Origin of the sequence: Edwardsiella hoshinae NBRC 105699 = ATCC 33379 (genome assembly GCF_000474215.1) — a bacterium.
Lineage (GTDB): Bacteria > Pseudomonadota > Gammaproteobacteria > Enterobacterales > Enterobacteriaceae > Edwardsiella > Edwardsiella hoshinae.
Window position 1 is genome coordinate 1 of the sequence record NZ_BAUC01000032.1, and the last position, 21,136, is coordinate 21,136.

Sequence of the window (21,136 nt, forward strand, 5' to 3'; positions counted from 1 at the left end):
CGTCTACCGTCTACCGTCTACCGTCTACCGTCTACCGTCTACCGTCTACCGTCTACCGTCTACCGTCTACCGTCTACCGTCTACCGTCTACCAGACAGAGTGAAAACGATTACAACCACTGCGCAAGTTAAACGTTAATCCGTTATCTATCCCTATCTTTACGCAGATATTCCCCTGATAAAAGCGACATGACGCACCAAAAAAAGATTACTTCCGCTGCATAACAACCAAAAAACACGCTTAAATTAACAGTAGCACAACATATATCAGCAAAGCCTATTTCATAAGGTATGTGTAAACGATTACATTTATGTGATCATGCGCACTTTATAAACAACGGACAATTCTTACCATGACGGCATCAGAGACATCGCCTTATTGGGAGGCAGTATGAATACTACCGTCAATACATCCGCCACACCCCATGCCCACAGTAATGCCGGCATGACCTTCTTCGTCTGTTTCCTCGCCGCGCTGGCGGGGTTACTGTTCGGCCTAGACATCGGGGTCATCGCTGGCGCGCTGCCCTTTATTACCGACACCTTTAGTATCACCAGCTCGCAACAAGAGTGGGTCGTGAGTTCGATGATGTTCGGCGCCGCCGTCGGTGCCATCGGTAGCGGTTGGATGAACCATCGTCTGGGGAGAAAATACAGCCTGATGATCGGGGCGATCCTGTTCGTCGCCGGGTCACTGTTCTCCGCCTTCGCCCCGAACGTTGAGATCCTGATCCTGTCGCGCATCCTGTTGGGGTTGGCCGTCGGTATCGCCTCCTACACCGCACCGATCTACCTGTCCGAGATCGCGCCGGAACGTATTCGCGGCAGTATGATCTCGATGTACCAATTGATGATCACCATCGGTATCCTCGGCGCCTATCTGTCTGATACCGCCTTCAGTTACAGCGGCGCTTGGCGCTGGATGCTGGGCGTGATCACTATCCCGGCCTTGGTATTGCTGGTCGGGGTGTTCTTCCTACCGGACAGCCCACGCTGGCTAGCCTCACGCGATCGTCACGACCAGGCACGTCTTGTATTAGAGAAACTACGCGATAGCAGTAAGCAGGCTCACGACGAACTGAATGAGATCCGTGAAAGCTTGAAACTGAAGCAGAGCGGCTGGGCACTCTTCACACAGAACAGCAACTTCCGCCGGGCGGTCTATCTGGGGATCCTGTTGCAGGTGATGCAACAATTCACCGGGATGAACGTCATCATGTATTACGCGCCGAAAATTTTCGATCTGGCGGGCTTCGCCAGTACCGAACAACAGATGTGGGGGACGGTGATCGTCGGCCTGGTCAACGTGTTAGCTACCTTTATCGCCATCGGCCTGGTCGACCGCTGGGGACGTAAACCGACGCTGATCCTCGGCTTTATCGTTATGGCCATCGGTATGGGAACCCTCGGCACCATGATGCATATCGGCATCACCTCCAGCGTGGCGCAATACTTCGCCATCTTCATGCTGTTGATGTTTATCGTCGGGTTCGCCATGAGTGCCGGCCCGCTGATCTGGGTACTGTGCTCCGAGATCCAGCCGCTGAAAGGGCGTGACTTCGGGATCACCTGCTCGACCGCCACTAACTGGATCGCCAACATGATCGTCGGCGCCACCTTCCTAACCATGTTGAATAACCTGGGCAGTGCGCATACCTTCTGGGTCTACGCCGCGCTAAACCTGGTCTTTATCTTCATCACCTTGGCGCTGATCCCCGAAACCAAAAACATCTCGCTGGAGCACATCGAACGCAACCTGATGGCCGGCAAACCGCTGCGCAACATCGGCTCACGCTGATCCCCGCATCCCTCCCGCCGCGTGGCCTCGGCCACGCGGCTTTGTCGTCTCGCGCTCCCCCCCTGTCCCGTGCGCGGCCTCCTCTGGTTTGACCCACTAGCCTGCCTCATCATCAGTGCGCGCATGAGACTCTCGCCCCCGAGTATCCTCGCGGGCGGCGCCCTAAGCGCTATACCGCCGGGCGTTAGCACCGGGGTATCAGGAAGAAAAGGAAAAGATAGCCGACAGCAGGCTAGGGTGGGAGAAAGCACGCCCAAACAGGCCCGCCACCGGCGGGAAGAGCGCAGCGCTAGGCCTGCTCGTACCGATGCGTTTGCCGAGGCCGACGGCGTACGCCCTCGCAGAGCGCCAAGCGCTACCGTGATGGTCGGATAGAGATAGCCGCCCCCGGCACAGGCGGGGCGGCGCTGACTATGCGTCGTTACTCCCCGGCAATCTTCATGCTATCGAGCAGCACCGAACCACACTGAATGTTGCTGCGGGTCTCAATATCGTCGCCAATGGTCACCATGTTGGCCCACATGTCGCGCAGGTTACCGGCGATGGTCACCTCACTCACCGGGTATTGGATCTCACCATTCTCAACCCAAAAACCCGCCGCGCCGCGCGAGTAATCGCCGGTCACCGTGCTTACCCCTTGCCCCATCAGTTCGGTCACCAAGAAGCCGCGCCCCATCTCACGCACCATCTGCTGGAAATCCAACCCTCGTCCGGCGATGCGCCAGTTGTGAATACCGCCGGCATGACCGGTGCTGTGCAGCCCCAACTTACGCGCCGAATAGCTGGTCAACAGCCAGGTCTGTAACACCCCATCCTGCACGATATGGCGCGGCGTGGTTCGCACCCCTTCGCTGTCGAAAGGCGTCGACGCCAAACCGCGCAACAGATGCGGCTGCTCCTCGATGGTCAACCACGACGGTAGGATCTGCTGCCCAAGGCTATCGAGCAAAAAAGTAGACTTACGGTACACGCTGCTGCCACTGATGGCGCCGACCAGATGGCCAAACAACCCGGTCGCCACCTCGGCGGCGAACATCACCGGTGCCTGCATGGTCGGCAGACGACGCGGCGCCAAACGCGCCAGGGTACGGCGCGCGCACTCCTCGCCGACCCACTGCGCCGAACGCAGCTCCCCCATATCGCGGGCGATGGTATAGGCATAGTCACGCTCCATCTCCCCCGCCTGCTCGGCGATGACACAGCTCGATAGCGAGTGGCGGCTAGAGCAGTAGCTTTGCAACATCCCGTGGCTGTTACCGAATACCCGGATGCCGTAGTGACTGTTAAAGCTCCCGCCTTCCGTGTTGCTGATGCGCGCATCGGCGGACAAGGCCACCCGCTCCGCCTCTGCGGCCAGAGCGATAGCACGCTCGGCGTCCAGCTCCGCCGGGTGGAACAGATCCAGATCCGGCGCCTCAAACGCCAACAAGGCCGCCTCTGCCGGGCCAGCATAGGGATCGGGTGAGGTATAACGCGCAATGTCCAACGCCGCTTGTACCGTACGGGCGATGGCCTGCGGGCTGAGATCGGTGGAGGAGGCGCTCCCCTTACGTTGCTGGTGATACACGGTGATCCCCAACGCACCATCGCTGTTAAACTCCACATTCTCCACTTCACCAAAACGGGTGCTGACGCTGATGCCGGTGGTGCGCGTCACCGCCACCTCCGCCGCCTCCGCACCGGCCTGCGCCAGCGTCAGCGCCTGCGCTACGGCCTCTTCCAGCGCCTTGCGCTGCTCTGCTACCTGATTGATGACTTTCATTAATCCGCCATGATTGCAAAACGATTAAACCGGCCGGCCACACGCCGGCGGCTATGACAACAGGCCATGACCTGGGTGATGCTATGAGTGTAACAGGAAGCGCCGTGAATTTCGTTGCCAGCGCATGCTCCGCGCCCCCTGTTGTACAGGCGTCGCGGGGAGGAAAGCCAAGGAAGAAATAAAATTTGTGGCCCGTCGAGGGCGCGAGCGAAATAACGGAGGATAACGCGGCGATACGCTAAGGAGCGCGCTGTCGATAACGCCTCAATAATTGAGGCGTGACTATCATCGGTACACTTTATCTGTTGAACAGCCCACGAACGCGCTCGATTATTTAATCAGAAAATCGTCCAGAGATTTACCGGCATCGATCTCCTGCTTAATCATTTTCGGCATACGGCCCTGACCAGTCCACTGCTGAATTTCACCCTGCTCATCCAGATACTCATATTTAGCCGGACGCGGTGCACGCTTTGCTTTCACCTTACGCTCAGCGCTCTTTTCCATCGCCAGTAAGTCATCCAGCGAGATCCCTTCGGCCTGTAACATTTCACGATAAGCATGCAGCTTTTCTTCGCGCTCACGGCGCAACTTCTCAGCCTGCGCGATCTCTTCACGGCGCTCGCTGACCACGGTACGCAGCTTATCCAGCATCTCTTCCAGCGCGCTGAGTTGTGTTTCACGCGCATAAGCACGCAACGTACGAATATTATTCAGGGACTTCAGCAAATCTGACATAACTAACCTATATTAATTTAGACGGCGGCATTATAATTATATAATCTTGCGAGTCAAAACCTATGACCGATTAACTTCTGGCAATGTACCGTGCATTGATACAACGCTGTCGATTTTTCATGCGCTTTAAAAGTAAAAAAACATAATGGGTCAATAATCATATATCAGCTAAGCGTTGATAATTTGCCAATAAGCGAGCATGCGGCATGACTAATCAGAGCATTAAATTTGAGCTGAGCGCGTTATACCGTACATTACAAACTACAGATAAACCGTAACACCTATTTGACGGCGGCCACGGACGCCCTGCGCCCCCTATGTCACCCTGCTGCATCACGCCGTCTGATGGAACATTCCCTGCCGCAAGCGCGACGCTGGGTATATACTGCTGAACAGACACAGAGCGATAACCGCAGCATCGCATCATGCCGCACCGCACCCGCCGAGAATTACGCGACACGCGCAGCGACACCTGTTAGGATGTGCGCCATTTTTTAAGGAAACTGTCATGCATAAACATCCAGACGAAGAGTGGCTGGACGAGATCCCCGGCCAGGAAGAAAACGACGACGATGATGAGATCATCTGGGTCAGCAAAAGCGAAATCAAACGCGATGCCGAAGCCCTAAAGGCCCTGGGCGCCGAACTGGTCGATCTGGGGAAAAACGCCTTGGAACGCATTCCGCTGGATGAAGACCTGCGCGCCGCGATCGAGCTGGCCCAACGCATTAAGAAAGAAGGACGTCGTCGCCAGTTACAGTTGATCGGTAAGCTGTTGCGCCAACGCGACCCCGAGCCGATTCAGACTGCGCTGGATAAGCTGAAGAACCGCCACAACCAGCAGGTCGCCCTGTTTCATAAGCTGGAGCAGTTACGTGACCGCTTGATCGACGAGGGCGACGAGGCGATCGCCGAGGTGCTCAACCTCTATCCGCAAGCCGATCGCCAGCAGCTACGCGCCTTGATCCGCAACGCGAAGAAAGAGCGCGAGGGAAACAAGCCGCCGAAATCGGCACGTCAAATCTTCCAGTATCTGCGCACGCTGGCCGAGGCGGACGCGTGATAACGGACGCCCGCCGGCCAACAGGCTGGCGGCGCCTTACTTACGCCGCCTTCTCATAGGTATTAAAGCGCAGCGCCCCCTCTAACTCCGCCTCCGCCGCCTCAAACAGCAGCACCAGCGCGGCGAAGCGCCGCTTCTTGCCAGCATCGAAGTTGATAAAGTCGATCTCCAATGGCATGCCGATATCGCCCGTCACCACATCCCATAAGGCGTCGAGATTCGCGCCGAACGCCGGCGACAAGGCAAAGACATGCGAAAACTGGCGATAGAATGCCGCTAAATCGGTTATCTGGTTAAAATCAAATTGGACTTTTTGCATAGCGATCACTCCATACGGATAAAGTGTCGATAGTGATCACGGGTGACATAGATCAGGCCGTCATTGGAATATAACACGCGATCGGCCTGACGACGGCCACAGCGATAATTCACGTCCGCTTCACGCCAGATGCGATCCGCCTGCTGCGGCAAACGCCCCTCACGGTTGGCGAAGCGATCGCCGCCGATGGCGCGACCAGGCAATACCTGGCACAGGTTACCCTGGGCGGGATCCCAGCCGGCAGCCCGAGCCTGGCGCTTGGTAATATAGTAATCCGGTAACTGCCGGTGCGCCCGCAGATAGGCCACCACCCGCTCCTGACGCGTCAGTTGGCTGATCGAAACCTGCGCCTGGCGGTTATCCTGCGCATGTCCCGGCGCCCATAGTCGCGCGCCCACCACCACCAGGCCCAAGGCCAACAACAGGCCAACGAAACTCCCGAGCCATTTGTTCATCGTTATTGCAATATCACGCTTGACGGCGGTGACAGCATGCCTGCCATCCGCCAGACAGCCGCCTCACGGCGGCACCCTGCCTTCATCATAAACGCTGACACGGGAAAAACCAGCCGAATGGCAAAGATAAGCAAGAGAATGGCCGTCAGCGGACGGCCGAAAAAAGAGGATTAGCGCTCGGCGCCATTGCTGCGGATCACCTGCTGATACCAATAGAAGCTACGCTTCTTACGCCGCGCCAAATCCTGCTGACGATCGACATAGACAAAACCATACTGCTTCTGATAACCATTCAGCCACGAGAGCAGATCGATAAACGACCAAGGATAATAGCCGCGCACATCGGCCCCTGCGGCGATAGCCTGCTCGACCGCCGCGATATGATCGCGTAAATAGTCGATGCGCGCCTGATCGGCGATCTCACCCTCGATGATGGGATCCTTAGCGCCGAGCCCGTTTTCAGTGATGTAGATGGGGATCTCGCCATACCGCCGCCGTATCCGGGCGATCGCCTCCGTCAATCCCTGTGGATAGATCTCCCAATCCCAATCGGAATAGACGCCGTTCGGGTTACGTACGATCTGAAATAATCCCTTAAAGCCCATCCCCCCACTGCTTCCCTTTTCGCCGCTGGTATTCAGATCGAACCCCTGGATGACCTCATTGGCCGCGATCATCTCGCGTTTGTAGTAGTTCAGTCCGATAAAGTCGACGATATTCTCGCGCAGCAACGCGGCGTCGCCCGCGGCAAATTGCGGCACGCCGAAGGCCTGCTGTGCCATCGCCAATAGCTCGGCGGGATACTCGCCCTTCAACACCGGATCGAATAGCCAGTGCGTGTAGATCCCCTCGGCCAACGCACAGGCGCGCAGATCCTCGGGACGCTGGCTAATGGGATCATTGGGCTGCATCACATTGACGAAGCCGATCTGCCCGGCGATGCCCATCTCACGGAAACTTTTCACCGCGCGCGCATTCGCCAGGAACACATGATGACATGCTTGAATGCCGGTTCTGGCGTCTTTCAACGCCGGAGGATGTTGACCGGTAAAGTAACCCATCCCGATGAATACGATGGTCTCGTTGAATGTCGACCAGAGATCGACACGATCGCCGAAACGGGCATAACACAGACGGGCATACTCGTCGAAGGCATCTACGATCTGCCGATCCGCCCAGCCACCGAAGCGATCCTGCAACGCCTGTGGAAGATCCCAATGATACAGGGTGATCATCGGGCGAATGTTATGCTGCAACAGTGTGTCGATCAGTTGGTTATAAAAGGCGACGCCGGCCTCATTGACACGCCCGGTCCCCTCCGGCAATAGGCGCGGCCAAGAGAGGGAAAAACGATACGAGGTCATGCCCAACTCCGCCATCAGCGCCACGTCTTCACGAAAACGGTGATAATGATCGGCGGCTACATCCCCATTGGTCCCCTGATAGGTCGTTCCGGGTTGATGGGCATAGACATCCCACACTGAAAGTCCTTTGCCATCGGCATCGTGCGCCCCTTCAACCTGATAAGCCGCCGTTGCCGCTCCCCATAAGAAACCCGCTGGAAATCCCATCGCTCCTCTCCCTTCGCTAGCGCTGTCTACGCGTCGCCTACCGACACGTCACCGTTACAGTATATACGGCGACGGAAAACAACAGCAACCGGTTTCAGAAACCGGTTTCAACTTTATGACGAATCAAGCTCGGGACGCGATTAAGTTAAAGTCAGAACGCGCAAGACAACGGCAGCGGCAGCGGCAGCGGCAGCGACAACGGCAACGACAGCGGCAGCGGCAACGACAGCGACAGCGACAACGACAGCGGCAACGACAGCGGCAGCGACAGCGACAGCGACAGCGACAGCGACAGCGACAGCGACAGCGACAGCGACAGCGACAGCGACAGCATTGCCCATCGCCCGAGGGGAAAAAAGCGAAAGCAGAGGGGGAGAGCCGCTCTGCTTTCTGGCCCCGATCTGTCAGAACCGGGAGACGCCCAGCGGGATTTTAGCCGAATCCCCTGAGCCACATAATTATCTCACAGGGCAGAGACGATGCAATTCACGGCGAGAAGAAATCTACTTTTTGTGAGCTATCTTGGCACAACATTCCAATATACCGAATTAAGCCCCCGGTTTTACTGAGTCCTTCCCCAGTAGACTCTCTGCCTCCTGGTTGCACGTTCTGCACGCATTAGCAAGAAAAAAGGCAGAGCTGAGCTCTGCCTTGGGGGAGTACGCGCGGCTTCGGTTTACATCAGGCCGAACAGCTGCGGTACGAACAGCGAAATCTGCGGGATGTAGGTGATCATCATCAACGAGACGATCAACGCCAGGTAGAAAGGCAACAACGGCTTAATCAACTGCTGGATCTTCACGCCCGAGATGGAGCAGCCGACAAACAAGGCGCTCCCCACCGGCGGCGTTAACAGACCGATGCACAGGTTAGCCACCATCATGATGCCGAAGTGGACCGGATCCATCCCCAACTCCTGGGCGATAGGCAGGAAGATCGGGGTGAAGATCAGCACCGCTGGCGTCATATCCATGAAGATACCAACAATCAGCAACACGATGTTGATCAACAATAGAATGATGATCGGATTCTCGGAGATCCCCATCAACGCGTCACTGATCAAGTACGGAATATCGGCGTTGGTCATCGCCCAGGACATGCCGACGGAGAAACCGATCAACAGTAGCACGATGGAGGTTGTCACCACCGACTCCAGGATCAGCTTCGGCAGATCACGCCACTTCACCTCACGGTAAATCAACACCGACAAGACGAAGGTATACACCACGGCGATAGCCGAAGCCTCGGTCGCGGTGAACACCCCTCCCAGGATGCCGCCCATCACGATAAACACCAGCAGCAGGCTTGGCCAGGCATCCCAGAAAGCCTTTCCCGCCTGACGCAGCGTCGGACGCGCACTCACCGGGTAGTTACGTGACTTGGCGATGAAGGCGCACACCACCATGATCGACAACCCCATCAAGATCCCCGGCAGATACCCCGCCAGGAACAGTGAGGCGACCGAGACGCCGCCGGCGGTCAGGGAAAAGACGATCAAGACGTTAGAGGGCGGGATCAGCAGGCCGGTGATACAGGAAGAGACGTTCACCGCCGTAGAAAAGGCCGGATCATAGCCTTCACGCGTCTGGATCGGATGCAGCGTGCCCCCCACCGCCGCCGCCGCCGCCACGGCGGAACCGGAGATGGAGCCAAACATCATATTCGCCAGCACGTTGACATGGCCCAGAGAACCGGGGACACGCCCAACCATCACCTGCGCCAGGTTGATCAAACGAATGGCGATACCGCCACTGTTCATCAGCGTACCGGCAAAGATAAAGAACGGGATCGCCAGCAACGCAAAGTTATCCAGCCCGTTGGCCAGACGCTGCGCCACGGTGATGGTAGCGATCTCCCAAGGGAACATCAGCAGCATCGAAGCGAAGGTGGCGATGCCGATGGAGAACGAGATCGGCACACCGACAAATACCAGGAAAAAGAAGCTGCCGAACAGGGTCAAGGCAATATAGCTATCCATCAGTGACTCACTCCTTGCTGACCGGCCAGTTTCTTGATGCCATGGGCGACAAAATAGAAGTTATAGAAAATGATGATGGCGCCGCTCAATGGCAGAATGAAATAGACGTACCCCATCGGGATCTGCATCGCCGCCGATAGCTGCGCCGTCGCCAGCGTCTTGTCGATCAACATCCGCCCGCCGACGATCATCACCAGGAACGAGAACACCATCACCAGCAAATTAACCAGCACGCTCAGTACGGCCTGCGTACGGTCACTGACCGACATGGCCAGCAGATCGATGGACAGGTGACGCTGTGCACCCACGGTGTAGGCCGCGCCCAACAGGCCGACCCAAATCATCAGAAAACGCGCCAGTTCATCGGTCAGGGTACTGGGCTGACTAAGCACATAGCGGCTAAATACCTGCCAAACGACACAGGCCACCAGCGCCACCATCACCACCACCGCAAACGAGGCGATGCAACGGTCGACGATTTTTTTGATCCGATCGAGAATCATACGGTCTATCCAAATAGCGGGATGAAACGGCGCGGACCGCAAGCGTATCCGCGCATAACGGCCTTACTGCTGCGCGGCGGCTTCGAACTTATCCAACAGGGCTGCCTGCTTCGGATCTTTACGGAACTCGTCATACAACGGCTGAACCGCGGCACGGAACGGGGCTTTATCGACGCTGACAATGCTGGCCCCCATCGCTTTCGCCTGAGCGCGTGATTCGGCGTCAACCTTATCCCACAGCTTCTGCTGGTACACTTCGGAATCGCGCGCCGCCTTGGTCAGGATCGCCTGCTGTTCCGGCGTCAACTTCTGCCAGGTCTTGGTGGCGATGACCAGGTAATCCGGAATAGAAGCATGTTCGTCTTCAGACAGGACGTTAGCGATTTCGATATGACGGGTCTGTACCCAAGACGGGACATTGTTCTCGGCGCCATCCACTACGCCCTGCTGCATCGCGGTGTACACCTCACCGAAGGAGATCGGCGTCGGCGAACCGCCCATCAGCTCGATCATCTTGATAGTGGTCGGGCTCGCCTGGACACGGATCTTCATCCCCTTCAGATCTGCCGGCGAGGTGATCGGCTTCTTAGCGTAGAAGCTACGCGTCCCGGCGACATAAGCGGCCATCGAGAAGAAACCTTTATCCTTGGTGGAGTCCATGATTTCTTTGCCGACCGGGCCATAAACGACGTTATTAAAGTGCTGCTGATCCTTAAACAGGTACGGCATATTATAAATGGCATAGACGTTATCGAAGGATTCCAGGTCGCTGGCGGAGCCTTTAGTCATATCCAGCGCCCCATTCTGCAACAGCTCCAACGTCTCACGTGCGCTACCCATCTGGCTGCTAGGATAGATACGAATACGCATGGTACCGTTAGAAAGTTGTTGTACCTCTTTCGCCATCTGCTCGAAGGCCTGGTGTACCACGTGGCTGCGCTCCAGATTGTGCGCCAGCTTCAGCGTCACCTTCTCGGCCGCCGACACGCCACCCGCGATCAGAGAAAGCACCGCTGCACAGAGGATATGACGGGAAAAAGTTTTCAGTTTCATATAGCAAGGCTCCCTGACATTGGTTGAAGATGTGTCACTTTTGGTCTGGACAAATAACTAATCGAATTGGTTTCTGTATGACATCTTATTTTAGCTATCGGATAAGTGGGCAGTGCACGCCTCACATTTCCGTCATTTCATTTCCCAGAGATACAATTCTGCGTTTGTGATCACCTAATAGTTCGCCTTGAACAACTTGATCACATCGAAAATACCGAGCAATTTGTCCCCTTATCCCTCAGGTTACTGATTTTCCCCAGCGTGTAGCGGCGAAAAGGCGTTATGATCGTTAGCGTAGCGAACCGGAGGGGTTGTCATACCACCCGTCATCCGGGCAGGATTACACCGACGATGCACAAGGTTGATCAGGGGGAAAAGCGCATGGAGATGGGGTGGCTCGAAGACTTTCTGGCACTGGCGGAGCTGCGTAACTTTTCCCGCGCCGCCGCCAACCGTCACATTACGCAGCCCGCGTTTGGACGCCATATCCGAGCCTTAGAAGAGAGCGTGGGACAACAGTTGGTCGATCGCAGCACCACCCCCGTCACCCTAACGCCGGCCGGCTACCAGTTCCGTCTGCTGGCCCACGCCATGGTCAACCAATGGCGCGAGGGGCTAAATCGAATTAATGAATGCCCACCGCTCCTGCTCCACCCGGTGCGTTTTAGCACTCCCCATGCCCTCTCCTCGCCCTTCCTGCTCGATCTGGTGGCCGCAGTCGGCGCTGCCGAGGCCAGCACCTTACCTTTCGCCGTCGATATCCTGCGCGTCGATTACGCCGTCGAAGCCTTAATCGAAGGCGCCTGCGACTTCCTGCTGGGCTTCGACAACCACGCCCTATTGCAGCCGCCCTTCGACAATCTACTACTCGGTCACGGCGAGATGCTGCTGGTGGGCGCCCCCGGCCCCGACGGCAGGGCACGCTTTACGCCGGGCGAACAGCCGGTGCCGGTGTTACGCTACCCCCCCGACGCCTACAGCGCACGGATGGTCGAACGACTGATGCCGCAGCATCCGTTTGCCGCCCAACCGATGTTCGAAGCCTCACTGTGCGATCTACACCGACGGATGGCGCTGCGCGGCCACGGGCTGACCTGGTTAGCCGACTGCCAGATCCACGCGGAGCTGAGCGAAGGACGCCTGGTCGCTGTGGATCGTCAGCGCTGGCGCGTCCCCTACCAGATCCGCCTGTACCGTAACCGCGCCCGTCTGCACCAACGAGCCGAAGCCTTCTGGCAACGCCTGGCGGCGCGCATCGCCCGCGGTGAGCGCTTCTGGCCACCTGCCGACACAATCTAAAACACCGGCCGTTACGCCGCGCACGCTGATGCCGAATCGGCCTGGGCGATGCCGGAATAGCATTTCCCCGCGGGCGCGCGCGCCCCTAAGATGCCCCCTTTCTTTCCTCGCTCCCGAGAGACGGCGATGCCTGCGACGCAAACGATTACCTGGACAGAGTTCCTGACGACCTTTCCCAAGGTCGATCTGCACTACCACCTACTGGGAGGCGTCCGTTTGGAGACGATGCGCGACCTGGCGCGCCGCGCCGGCGTGGCGCTGAGCGAACGTGATGCCAAGAGTTTCTACCGCCGCTATCAGGCGGAGACCGGTCAGGCCAAAGGCGGCATCGCCGCCCTCAACTTCCTCTACCCGCTATTACGTAGTCCGCAAGACTACTACCGGGTGATGCTGGAGGTCGCCGAAGACGCCGCCGCCACCGGGGTTCGCCATCTGGAGCTCTTCTGGAATCCCTCGGATACCCCGCTGCCTTATGACCAGGTCACCGCCGCCCTGGCGCAGGGATTGGCCGACGCCGCCCGCCGCTGGGAGATCCACGCGCTGTTCCTGCCGGCGATCAATCGCGAGAAGAGCCCCGAAGAGGCGGTGCGCATGGTGGAGACCGTATTGGCCCATCCCCATCCGCTGGTGGCCGGGATCGGCATCGACTACCGCGAACACGACGCGCCGATCGAGCACTTCTGGAAAGCCTATCGCTTGGCGCAACAAGGCGGTCTGCGCCTGACCGGCCACTGTAGCGAGTTCGGCCTGCACTGGCGCAACGTGGAGAGCGGGCTGGATCTGCTCCAACTGGAACGCATCGACCACGGCTACAGCATCGTCGACAATCCGGAGCTCCTGGCACGCTGCGCCCGCGATGGCATTCCCTTTACCGTGGTACCGAGCAACACCTATTTCCTCAAACGCTGGCCGGAACATGAGGCCTGGCGGCGCCATCATCCGATCCGCCGCATGGCGCAGGCGGGACTCACCCTGATCCCGGCGACCGACGACTGGCACATGCACGACACCAACGGCGCCGAATGCTACCGGGTAATGGTGGAGGAGTTTGGCTTCGATCTCGATGGTGTACGCCGCTTACTGGCCAATGGCATCGATGCCTGCTGGCAGCCGGAGGCGCTCAAGGCGCACTGGCACACGCAGTGGCTGGCGGAGTTTGATGCGCTGCGCGCCCGCTTGGAGCAAGAGCCCTGTCTCCCGGCGGAACATCACCTCATCTACCCACCTCATAACGGGGAGTAAGTCATGTTAATACTTATCGGTATCGCGATCCTGATCGTGACGATCATCCTGCTGATCAAACGCCAAGATACCCGCACCGTCCTGTTGTTCTCCGGCCTGTCAATGTGCCTTTTGGCCGCCGATCCGATGGCGGCCATGAACAGCTTCGCCCAGAAGATGGTGTCCGAAGGGTTGATCCAGGCGATCCTCTCCGCCATCGGTTTCGCCACCGTGATGAAGTTTACCGGTTGCGACCGCCATCTGGTGCGTCTGCTTAGCGTCCCGCTGCGCCGCGTCGGCCTGCTGCTGATCCCCGGGACTATCTTGCTGACCACGTTCGTCCAGCTGGCGCTGCCCAGCGCGGCCGGAGCGGCGGCGGCGGCCGGTATCACCATGATCCCCCTGCAACTGGCGGCCGGCATCCACCCGGTGATGGCCGGGGCCTCGGTCTTGGCTGGCACCTTCGGCGCCAGCCTGTTGAATCCCGGTAGCCCCCATATGGCGTTAGTCGCCAAAATTGTCGGCGGCGATGTGATGACCATCATCGCCTCACGCGCCATGACCGTGGTGTGGTTAGGCCTGCTGATCATGGTCGGCATGACCCTGACCGCCCTGTTACGCCGCGAGCACCGCGGTTACCACTCAACCCTGGAGCACGACATCCAGGCCGACCATCAGCCGCTCAACCTCCTGGCGGCGCTGATGCCGCTGCTGCCGGTCACTCTGCTGATGCTCGGCGCCTTCGGCGGCATCGCCTGGCTGAAGATGGGGGTACCGCAGGCGGTAATGTGGGGTATCCTCGCCACGCTGTTCGTCACCCGCACCCACCCCGGCAAGGCGATCCCGGCCTTCTTCGACGGCATGGGCAAGGCCTATAGCGACGTGTTCGGCATCATCATCTGCGCCGGGGTCTTTGTCGCCGGCCTCAACGCCATCGGCTTGATCGCGGCCGCTAAAACCCTGCTGATCGACTACCCACAGGCCGCCCGCTTCGGCGGCACCATCGGCCCGTTCCTGATGGCTATCGTGATCGGCTCCGGTGATGCGGCGGCCTACGCCTTCAACGAGGCGATCACGCCTCATGCCGCCGACTTCGGCATGGATGGCACCAGCCTAGGCACCGCCGCCGCCTTCGCCAGTTACCTGGGCCGCACCGCCTCGCCGCTCTCCGCCGCGGCCATCGTGGTCGCTGGCATGGTCGGCGTCTCGCCCCTCGATCTGGTCAAACGTACCGCGCCCGTCATGCTGATCGGTCTGGTGTTACTGATCGTTCTGATCTAGCTCTCCCGCCACCGGCGCAACGGCGAAAGCCGATCGTCATCACACATTATTCTCTCATCCTTCCCGCCCGAGACATTTGTCCCGGGCGGATGTGTAATATCAGAGGCTATCGGCACTTTTTCGCCCACTGGCATGCTGAGTGCGGACCGCGGTCCTGTCCGCTAACTGAAGGAAAATCTATAGTGTTCAAAGTGAAAAACGCGCTGCAACGCGAGACTTGGCTAACCCTGGTCGAGCGCGTCACCCGCAATGCCGTCTTATACGAATGGGTAAAAAATTGTCCGCTGAGCGTCATGCGCAGCTGGAGCGGGCAAACCGTCGCCCCCGGCGAACTCATCTGCCGCCAGGGCGATATCTGCCAACACTTTTGGCTAATACTTCAGGGAGAAGCAGACATTTTTTTTGAGGCCGAGGACGGACGACGTTATCGGCAAGCACGCTACCACCAGGGAGACATCTTGGGGGAGTTGGAAATATTTGAACAACGCCCCTATATTTGCTCGGTCGAGGCCACCCGTGAGACACAGCTGTTACGACTCAATCGGGAAGACTTCTACCGTTGGCTGGCGCTGGATAACCATTTTAATCAACGCATATTGCGCACCAGCAGCCAGCAGTATTACCACTTGTCCGCCAAGGCGGGCGCCGACAGCCTGTATCCCTTGCAACAGCGGGTCGCGCTGGCGTTGTGGCAACGTTTTACTCAACAGGGCACGGATCGCATCACGCTGGACAAGCCGCAACTCAGCCTCGAGTTCGCCGCCGCCATGCGTAGCATCAACCGCATCCTGTTTACGCTGAAGGAGCAGCAGATCATCGCCGTCGAAGGAGAGTGCATTATCCTGCTAGACGCCGAGCGTCTACAGCGTGAGGCTGGCCTGCCAGGCGCAGCAGCCTATCATTCAGAGCCATAAGGAACCCGATGGAACTACAACCGCATATTCGCCTGAGCCGGGCCATGACCCAGGCGCGTTACGCCTTATTGCCCGGCGATCCGCAACGCGTAGAGCATGTTGCCCGCTTCCTGGATGACGTCGAGCCGTTGGGCCAAAACCGAGAGTACCGCGCCCTGCGCGGCTACTTCCACGGTATCGAAATCCTCGCTCTCTCCACCGGTATCGGCGGCCCTTCGACCGCTATCGCCGTAGAGGAGTTGCGTCATATCGGTGTCGATACCCTGATCCGCATCGGAAGTTGTGGCGCCCTGCAAGACCACATGGCGCTGGGCGATCTGGTGATCGCCAACGCCGCCGTGCGTGACGAGGGCACCAGCCACGCTTATGCCCCCGCCGCCTATCCCGCCTGTGCCGATCATGGCCTGGTCGAATTGCTACGGCGCGAGGCGAGACGCCTAGGCTACCCGGCGCACTGCGGCTACGTGCGCAGCCACGACAGCTTTTATACCGATCGCGAGGCCCAACTGGACGCCGACTGGTCGGCGCGCGGCATCCTTGCCGCCGATATGGAAACCGCACCGCTGATGGTCGTCGGCGCCCTACGCGGTCTACGCACCGCCGCCATCCTCAATGTCGTGGTGACCCACAACGCCGAGTTACAGCAAGGCATCAACGACTACCAACAGCAGGAGAGCCACAGCCTACGCGGCGAAGCACGCGAGATCGAACTCGCCCTGCATGCCATCCGTCTGGATCAGAATAAGGAGATGTAGTAATGGATTTCTTTAGCATTAACAATGTGATGGTAAACATTCCGCTCGGCGAGGGCGGCTACGCGTTGTCTTGGATCGAGGCTATCGGCACCCTGTTTGGCCTGCTGTGCATCTGGTTTGCCAGCAAAGAGAAGATCATCAACTACCTGTTCGGGCTGATTAACGTCACCCTGTTCGCCGCCATCTTCTTCCAGATCCAGCTGTATGCTAGCCTGCTGCTTCAGGTGTTCTTCTTCGCCGCCAACCTCTACGGCTGGTATGCCTGGAGCCGCCAGAATGCCGATAACGAAGCCGCGCTCAAGGTACGCTGGCTGTCGCGCAGCAAAGCCGTGACACTGACGCTGGTTTGCCTGGTGGCCATCGCCCTGATGACGCGCTTCATCGACCCGGTGTTCGCCGTCCTCACCCGCATCGCCATCGATCTGCTGCAAGGCATGGGGGCCAACGTGGTAATGCCGGAACTGCAACCGGACGCCTTCCCGTTATGGGACTCCACCATGCTGGTACTCTCCATCGCCGCGATGGTACTGATGACCCGCAAGTACGTTGAGAACTGGCTGCTGTGGGTGGTGATCGACGTCATTAGCGTGGTGATCTACGCCATCCAGGGGGTCTACGCCATGTCACTGGAGTATATCCTGCTGACGGCCATCGCCGTAATGGGCTCCTACACCTGGATCCACAGCGCGCGTCGCCACGGCTCTCGCCCGCTGGCCAGCCTGGCCTAATCCCTCACGCGCCGCGCCCTGTTGCGCGGCGCGCCTCAATCGAGCGACAAACGGTAATCCACCCAGCGCTCGCCCTGCGTAAAGCCCAACGCCCGGTGCATCTGCTGCTGCCCCTGATCCGCCAACGGCACCGCCGACACCATCTCGGCGCAGCCGTGTTGCCGTCCCCAGGCGCAAGCCACCGCTACCAACTCGGTCGCCACCCCCTGCTGCCGCCGCTCCGGCCGCACAAACAGGCAGCCTAAACGCAGACTGACCGGCGCGTGACGATGCAATGAGTCCGGCTGCAAGGCTAACTCGATAAATCCCAGCCCCTCACCCTGTGGCCCTAACGCCAGAAACCCCATAAAGGGCGCTGCGTCTAACAAGGCGCAGCCATCGAGCCAGTGCTGGCTCAACGGTGTCTGCGGCGCCAACTGGGCGCGTAGCCCTACCCACAGGCGCATCATGGTCTCATCCAACGCTACAATCGTCATCGTTCCTCCGCAGAATTCGGCTCCTCCCGCCGCTCTCAAGCGTAGCGCAATACCCAGACGGTGACGGACAGCGAATGCGCCGCACCCCCGCGCCTCAAGCATCCGATGGCAGCGCTGAGGGAGGCTGATGACGGTAACGGAACAGGAAGCAGAAAGCGATAGCCAGCAGCAGCGAGTAACCGGCAAAGATCAGCCATACCATCCGCCAGTCGGTGACCGCCCCGGCCTGGCTATACAGCGCCACGACCTTCCCACTGACCAAGCCCCCCAGGATCGAGCCGACGCCGCCGGACATCATCAGGAACAGCCCTTGAGCGCTGGCGCGGATGGCTGGCTTGACCTCTTGGTCGACGAACACCGAACCGGAGATACTAAAGAAGTCGAAGGCGCAACCATAGACGATCATCGACAGTGCCAACAACACGGTACCGAACGGCGACGGATCACCGTAGGCGAACAGACCAAAGCGCAACATCCAGGCCACCATACTCATCAGCATCACATTCTTGATACCGTAGCGCCCGAGAAAGAACGGGATGGTCAGGATGAACACGGTCTCGGAAATCTGCGAAAGCGACAACAGCACCGAGGCGTGCTCGACGATAAAGCTGCCGCGAAATAACGGGTTCTGATCGAAACTATGCAGGAACGGGTTGCCGAACATGTTGGTGATCTGCAACTCGGCACCCAACAACATGGCGAAGATGAAGAAGACCGCCATACGCGAACGCTTAAACAGGCTGAAGGCATCCAACCCCAGCATCGCGACCCAGCCTTGTCTTTCCAGAGGTTTCGTCACCGGAATCGTGGGCAACGTCGTGGAGAACAAGCTCAACAGTAGCGACGCACCAGCGCCGATATACAGCTGCATATGACTCAATTCGAAGCCGGCGAAACTGACGCCCCACATCGCCAGGATGAAACCGATGGTGCCCCAGATACGGATCGGCGGAAACTCACGCACGATATCCCTGCCCGTACTCTGCAAACGGTAATAGGAAATGCTGTTCGCCAAGCCTAAGGTCGGCATATAGGCCAGCGAACTCGCCAGGATCACGGCGAACATCGCACCGGGTGTGGTGACCTGTGCGGCCAAAGAGAGGGCAACGGCATTGACCAGATGGCAGGTGGCATACACCCACTTGGCGCTGATCCACTTGTCCGCCACGATCCCTAACAGCGCCGGCATAAACAACGCCGCGATCCCTGACGAACTGTAAATCGCTCCGATGGCCGTCCCGTCGAACTTCAGGGTGACGAACATGTAGGAGCCGAAGGTCGTCAACCAGCATCCCCATAGCCCGAATTGCAGAAATGACAGAATTTTTAATTGCAGCGTCAGATTCATGTTCGTTCCCTCACAGATAGCCGTCCCAATCGATGACATAGCGCGCGTGATGCTGCTTGCTCAAGCTTCACCTTATCACTGCGTGCCGCAGACAGCGTGTTAGCCTGCGCGAAAAACAGAGGGGAGTCGCGGAGAAAACCAACTGGTAATTAATTGATTTTAAATATATTTTTATGTTTTATCAGTGTCAGCATAGGCATGGGGTACAGCGCGAATGCGCCAAGGATGGCACGGTGCACGCACGAGAGAACGGGAAGCGCCAGCGGCCTGCGCCGCCCCCGGTGAGGGCGACAGGCATCACCCATAAAGCAAACGGGCCACGCCGTATGGCGTGGCCCGCGTCCTCAACAGGAGCCAGAATTAGGCCTGTTGTCCCGCACGCTTCGCCGCCTCCTGCGGACGGACATAGTGGTAGCGGAACAGGAACAGGAAGGCGATAGCCAGCAGCAACGAGTAACCGGCGAAGATCAGCCACACCGTCGGCCAATCGGTCATCCCGCCCTGGGTGTAATACTCCACAACCTTACCGCTGACCAGTCCACCCAAGATGCAACCGAAGCCGTTGGTCATCATCAGGAACATCCCCTGGGCACTGGCGCGAATGGCCGGTTTCACCTCTTGATCGACAAACACCGAGCCAGAGATGTTAAAGAAGTCGAAGGCGCAACCATAGACGATCATCGACAGTACCAGCAGCACGGTGCCGAACGGCGACGGATCACCGTAGGCGAACAGCCCGAAGCGCAGCATCCAGGCCACCATACTCATCAGCATCACGTTCTTGATGCCATAGCGACCGAGGAAGAACGGGATGGTCAGGATGAACACGGTCTCGGAAATCTGCGAAACCGACAGCAGCACCGAGGCGTGCTCGACGATAAAGCTGCCGGCAAACAACGGATTCTGGTCGAAACTATGCAAGAACGGGTTGCCGAACATGTTGGTGATCTGCAACTCGGCGCCCAGCAGCATGGAGAAGATGAAAAAGACCGCCATACGCGAATTCTTAAACAGGCTGAAAGCGTTCAACCCCAGCATCTCCACCCAGCCTTGTTTTTCCTGGGTTTTTGTCACCGGGATGGTCGGCAGCGTCATCGAGAACAGGCTCAACAGCAGTGATGCGCCGGCGCCGATATACAGTTGCATATAGCTCAGCTCGAAGCCGGAGAAGCTCACCGCCCACATCGCCAGGATAAAACCGATGGTGCCCCAGATGCGGATCGGCGGGAACTCGCTGACGATATCCATGCCCGCATTCTGCAAACGATAGTAGGAGATGGTATTCACCAAGCCCAAGGTCGGCATATAGGCCAACGAGTTCAACAAGATCACCACGAACATGGCGCTGGGCGTGGTGACCTGTGCGGCGAGGAACAGGGTCAACGCGCCGACCAGGTGGCAGGCGGCATACACCCACTTGGCACTGACCCATTTATCCGCCACGATCCCCAACAGCGTCGGCATAAACAACGCGGCGATCCCCAACGAGCTATACACCGCCCCGATGGCCGCCCCATCGAATTTCAGCGTGACAAACATATAGGAGCCGAGCGTGGTTAGCCAACTCCCCCACAGATAGAATTGCAGAAATGACAGTATCTTCAGCTGTAGCTTCAGATTCATGTTATTTTCCTCACACATAGGGTCAGATATAAGATTAGATAAAAACATTTTTCTTTTATTATGATTTAATCCTATCACCCCTCAGTGAAAAGGTTTTGCTACCCCGGTCAAAAAATGAAAAAGCATCGCAATAACGACACAGATTAGTGATGCGGTTAACATTTATGTCTAAAAAATAATTCCCTCCGGAACGGGATGACGGCGACAGGCGATACAGGCCCACGTCCTCCACCATGCACGGACGATGATTCG

20 protein-coding genes are annotated in these 21,136 nt (G+C 58.2%); 8 read left to right on the forward strand and 12 right to left on the reverse strand.

Annotation, left to right across the window (positions count from 1 at the left end; all coding sequences use genetic code 11):
• The first annotated feature begins 390 nt into the window (after window positions 1-390).
• Window positions 391-1,797 carry a sugar porter family MFS transporter gene (locus EHO01S_RS13195; protein WP_024524397.1) on the forward strand — a complete coding sequence of 469 codons (1,407 nt, stop codon included), beginning with the start codon at window positions 391-393 and terminating at the stop codon, window positions 1,795-1,797.
• Between the two features lie 421 nt (window positions 1,798-2,218).
• Here the strand turns inward: EHO01S_RS13195 and pmbA are convergent, their stop codons facing one another.
• Complete coding sequence (pmbA, locus tag EHO01S_RS13200) at window positions 2,219-3,559, reverse strand: metalloprotease PmbA (protein WP_024524398.1); 1,341 nt, start codon at window positions 3,557-3,559, stop codon at window positions 2,219-2,221.
• Between the two features lie 330 nt (window positions 3,560-3,889).
• Window positions 3,890-4,297: an H-NS family histone-like protein gene (locus EHO01S_RS13205; RefSeq protein WP_024524399.1), complete on the reverse strand. Its 408-nt coding sequence runs from the start codon at window positions 4,295-4,297 to the stop codon at window positions 3,890-3,892.
• A 508-nt stretch (window positions 4,298-4,805) separates the two neighbouring features.
• Here EHO01S_RS13205 and yjgA point away from each other — a divergent pair.
• Window positions 4,806-5,360 (forward strand): ribosome biogenesis factor YjgA, encoded by a 555-nt coding sequence (yjgA, locus tag EHO01S_RS13210; RefSeq protein ID WP_024524400.1) that lies wholly within the window; start codon window positions 4,806-4,808, stop codon window positions 5,358-5,360.
• Window positions 5,361-5,400: 40 nt separating this feature from the next.
• Here yjgA and EHO01S_RS13215 read toward each other — a convergent pair whose 3' ends face one another.
• The 7 genes from EHO01S_RS13215 to EHO01S_RS13245 form a co-directional block, all read right to left on the reverse strand.
• Window positions 5,401-5,679 carry a barstar family protein gene (locus EHO01S_RS13215; protein ID WP_024524401.1) on the reverse strand — a complete coding sequence of 93 codons (279 nt, stop codon included), beginning with the start codon at window positions 5,677-5,679 and terminating at the stop codon, window positions 5,401-5,403.
• A 5-nt stretch (window positions 5,680-5,684) separates the two neighbouring features.
• Complete coding sequence (locus EHO01S_RS13220) at window positions 5,685-6,134, reverse strand: ribonuclease domain-containing protein (RefSeq protein ID WP_024524402.1); 450 nt, start codon at window positions 6,132-6,134, stop codon at window positions 5,685-5,687.
• A gap of 170 nt (window positions 6,135-6,304) precedes the next feature.
• Entirely contained in the window at window positions 6,305-7,705 is a 1,401-nt protein-coding gene (locus EHO01S_RS13225) for a GH1 family beta-glucosidase (protein WP_024524403.1), read from the reverse strand.
• 151 nt (window positions 7,706-7,856) lie between these two features.
• Window positions 7,857-8,039, reverse strand: a complete 183-nt coding sequence (locus EHO01S_RS18910; RefSeq protein ID WP_035370617.1) for a hypothetical protein — start codon at window positions 8,037-8,039, stop codon at window positions 7,857-7,859.
• Between the two features lie 342 nt (window positions 8,040-8,381).
• The gene (locus tag EHO01S_RS13235) at window positions 8,382-9,683 is read right to left on the reverse strand and encodes a TRAP transporter large permease (protein ID WP_024524404.1); all 1,302 of its coding nucleotides are present in this window, start codon (window positions 9,681-9,683) and stop codon (window positions 8,382-8,384) included.
• On the reverse strand, window positions 9,683-10,186 hold the full coding sequence (locus EHO01S_RS13240) for a TRAP transporter small permease (protein ID WP_024524405.1): 504 nt from the start codon (window positions 10,184-10,186) through the stop codon (window positions 9,683-9,685). Before EHO01S_RS13240 ends, EHO01S_RS13235 begins: the two co-directional genes overlap by 1 nt.
• Window positions 10,187-10,249: 63 nt before the next feature.
• A complete protein-coding gene (locus EHO01S_RS13245; protein ID WP_024524406.1) occupies window positions 10,250-11,239 on the reverse strand; it encodes a TRAP transporter substrate-binding protein in 990 nt (329 codons plus the stop codon).
• Between the two features lie 381 nt (window positions 11,240-11,620).
• Between EHO01S_RS13245 and EHO01S_RS13250 the strand changes: the two genes are divergently transcribed.
• The 6 genes from EHO01S_RS13250 (at window position 11,621) to pnuC (ending at window position 17,437) form a co-directional block, all read left to right on the forward strand.
• Window positions 11,621-12,538, forward strand: coding sequence for a LysR family transcriptional regulator (locus tag EHO01S_RS13250; protein WP_024524407.1), 918 nt, complete (start codon window positions 11,621-11,623; stop codon window positions 12,536-12,538).
• 126 nt (window positions 12,539-12,664) lie between these two features.
• Complete coding sequence (locus EHO01S_RS13255) at window positions 12,665-13,780, forward strand: adenosine deaminase family protein (protein WP_024524408.1); 1,116 nt, start codon at window positions 12,665-12,667, stop codon at window positions 13,778-13,780.
• 3 nt (window positions 13,781-13,783) lie between these two features.
• Window positions 13,784-15,040, forward strand: a complete 1,257-nt coding sequence (gene dcuC, locus EHO01S_RS13260; protein WP_024524409.1) for a C4-dicarboxylate transporter DcuC — start codon at window positions 13,784-13,786, stop codon at window positions 15,038-15,040.
• Between the two features lie 182 nt (window positions 15,041-15,222).
• Complete coding sequence (locus EHO01S_RS13265; protein WP_024524410.1) at window positions 15,223-15,954, forward strand: Crp/Fnr family transcriptional regulator; 732 nt, start codon at window positions 15,223-15,225, stop codon at window positions 15,952-15,954.
• A gap of 8 nt (window positions 15,955-15,962) precedes the next feature.
• Entirely contained in the window at window positions 15,963-16,709 is a 747-nt protein-coding gene (locus EHO01S_RS13270) for a nucleoside phosphorylase (RefSeq protein ID WP_024524411.1), read from the forward strand.
• A 2-nt stretch (window positions 16,710-16,711) separates the two neighbouring features.
• Window positions 16,712-17,437, forward strand: coding sequence for a nicotinamide riboside transporter PnuC (pnuC, locus tag EHO01S_RS13275; protein WP_024524412.1), 726 nt, complete (start codon window positions 16,712-16,714; stop codon window positions 17,435-17,437).
• Between the two features lie 35 nt (window positions 17,438-17,472).
• Here pnuC and EHO01S_RS13280 read toward each other — a convergent pair whose 3' ends face one another.
• The 3 genes from EHO01S_RS13280 to EHO01S_RS13290 form a co-directional block, all read right to left on the reverse strand.
• Window positions 17,473-17,913 (reverse strand): GNAT family N-acetyltransferase, encoded by a 441-nt coding sequence (locus EHO01S_RS13280; protein WP_024524413.1) that lies wholly within the window; start codon window positions 17,911-17,913, stop codon window positions 17,473-17,475.
• Window positions 17,914-18,007: 94 nt separating this feature from the next.
• Window positions 18,008-19,261 (reverse strand): nucleoside permease, encoded by a 1,254-nt coding sequence (locus EHO01S_RS13285; RefSeq protein WP_024524414.1) that lies wholly within the window; start codon window positions 19,259-19,261, stop codon window positions 18,008-18,010.
• A 360-nt stretch (window positions 19,262-19,621) separates the two neighbouring features.
• Window positions 19,622-20,884: a nucleoside permease gene (locus EHO01S_RS13290; protein ID WP_024524415.1), complete on the reverse strand. Its 1,263-nt coding sequence runs from the start codon at window positions 20,882-20,884 to the stop codon at window positions 19,622-19,624.
• Window positions 20,885-21,136: the final 252 nt, after the last annotated feature.

Coding starts and splice junctions, on each gene's coding strand:
- EHO01S_RS13215 (WP_024524401.1), bottom strand. CDS start 5,679: ATGCAAAAAGTCCAATTTGATTTTAACCAGATAACCGATTTAGCGGCA.
- EHO01S_RS13235 (WP_024524404.1), bottom strand. CDS start 9,683: ATGGATAGCTATATTGCCTTGACCCTGTTCGGCAGCTTCTTTTTCCTG.
- EHO01S_RS13245 (WP_024524406.1), bottom strand. CDS start 11,239: ATGAAACTGAAAACTTTTTCCCGTCATATCCTCTGTGCAGCGGTGCTT.
- pnuC (WP_024524412.1), top strand. CDS start 16,712: ATGGATTTCTTTAGCATTAACAATGTGATGGTAAACATTCCGCTCGGC.
- EHO01S_RS13220 (WP_024524402.1), bottom strand. CDS start 6,134: ATGAACAAATGGCTCGGGAGTTTCGTTGGCCTGTTGTTGGCCTTGGGC.
- EHO01S_RS13250 (WP_024524407.1), top strand. CDS start 11,621: ATGGAGATGGGGTGGCTCGAAGACTTTCTGGCACTGGCGGAGCTGCGT.
- EHO01S_RS13240 (WP_024524405.1), bottom strand. CDS start 10,186: ATGATTCTCGATCGGATCAAAAAAATCGTCGACCGTTGCATCGCCTCG.
- EHO01S_RS13255 (WP_024524408.1), top strand. CDS start 12,665: ATGCCTGCGACGCAAACGATTACCTGGACAGAGTTCCTGACGACCTTT.
- EHO01S_RS13290 (WP_024524415.1), bottom strand. CDS start 20,884: ATGAATCTGAAGCTACAGCTGAAGATACTGTCATTTCTGCAATTCTAT.
- pmbA (WP_024524398.1), bottom strand. CDS start 3,559: ATGAAAGTCATCAATCAGGTAGCAGAGCAGCGCAAGGCGCTGGAAGAG.
- EHO01S_RS13195 (WP_024524397.1), top strand. CDS start 391: ATGAATACTACCGTCAATACATCCGCCACACCCCATGCCCACAGTAAT.
- EHO01S_RS13205 (WP_024524399.1), bottom strand. CDS start 4,297: ATGTCAGATTTGCTGAAGTCCCTGAATAATATTCGTACGTTGCGTGCT.
- yjgA (WP_024524400.1), top strand. CDS start 4,806: ATGCATAAACATCCAGACGAAGAGTGGCTGGACGAGATCCCCGGCCAG.
- EHO01S_RS13280 (WP_024524413.1), bottom strand. CDS start 17,913: ATGACGATTGTAGCGTTGGATGAGACCATGATGCGCCTGTGGGTAGGG.
- EHO01S_RS13225 (WP_024524403.1), bottom strand. CDS start 7,705: ATGGGATTTCCAGCGGGTTTCTTATGGGGAGCGGCAACGGCGGCTTAT.
- EHO01S_RS13270 (WP_024524411.1), top strand. CDS start 15,963: ATGGAACTACAACCGCATATTCGCCTGAGCCGGGCCATGACCCAGGCG.
- dcuC (WP_024524409.1), top strand. CDS start 13,784: ATGTTAATACTTATCGGTATCGCGATCCTGATCGTGACGATCATCCTG.
- EHO01S_RS18910 (WP_035370617.1), bottom strand. CDS start 8,039: ATGCTGTCGCTGTCGCTGTCGCTGTCGCTGTCGCTGTCGCTGTCGCTG.
- EHO01S_RS13285 (WP_024524414.1), bottom strand. CDS start 19,261: ATGAATCTGACGCTGCAATTAAAAATTCTGTCATTTCTGCAATTCGGG.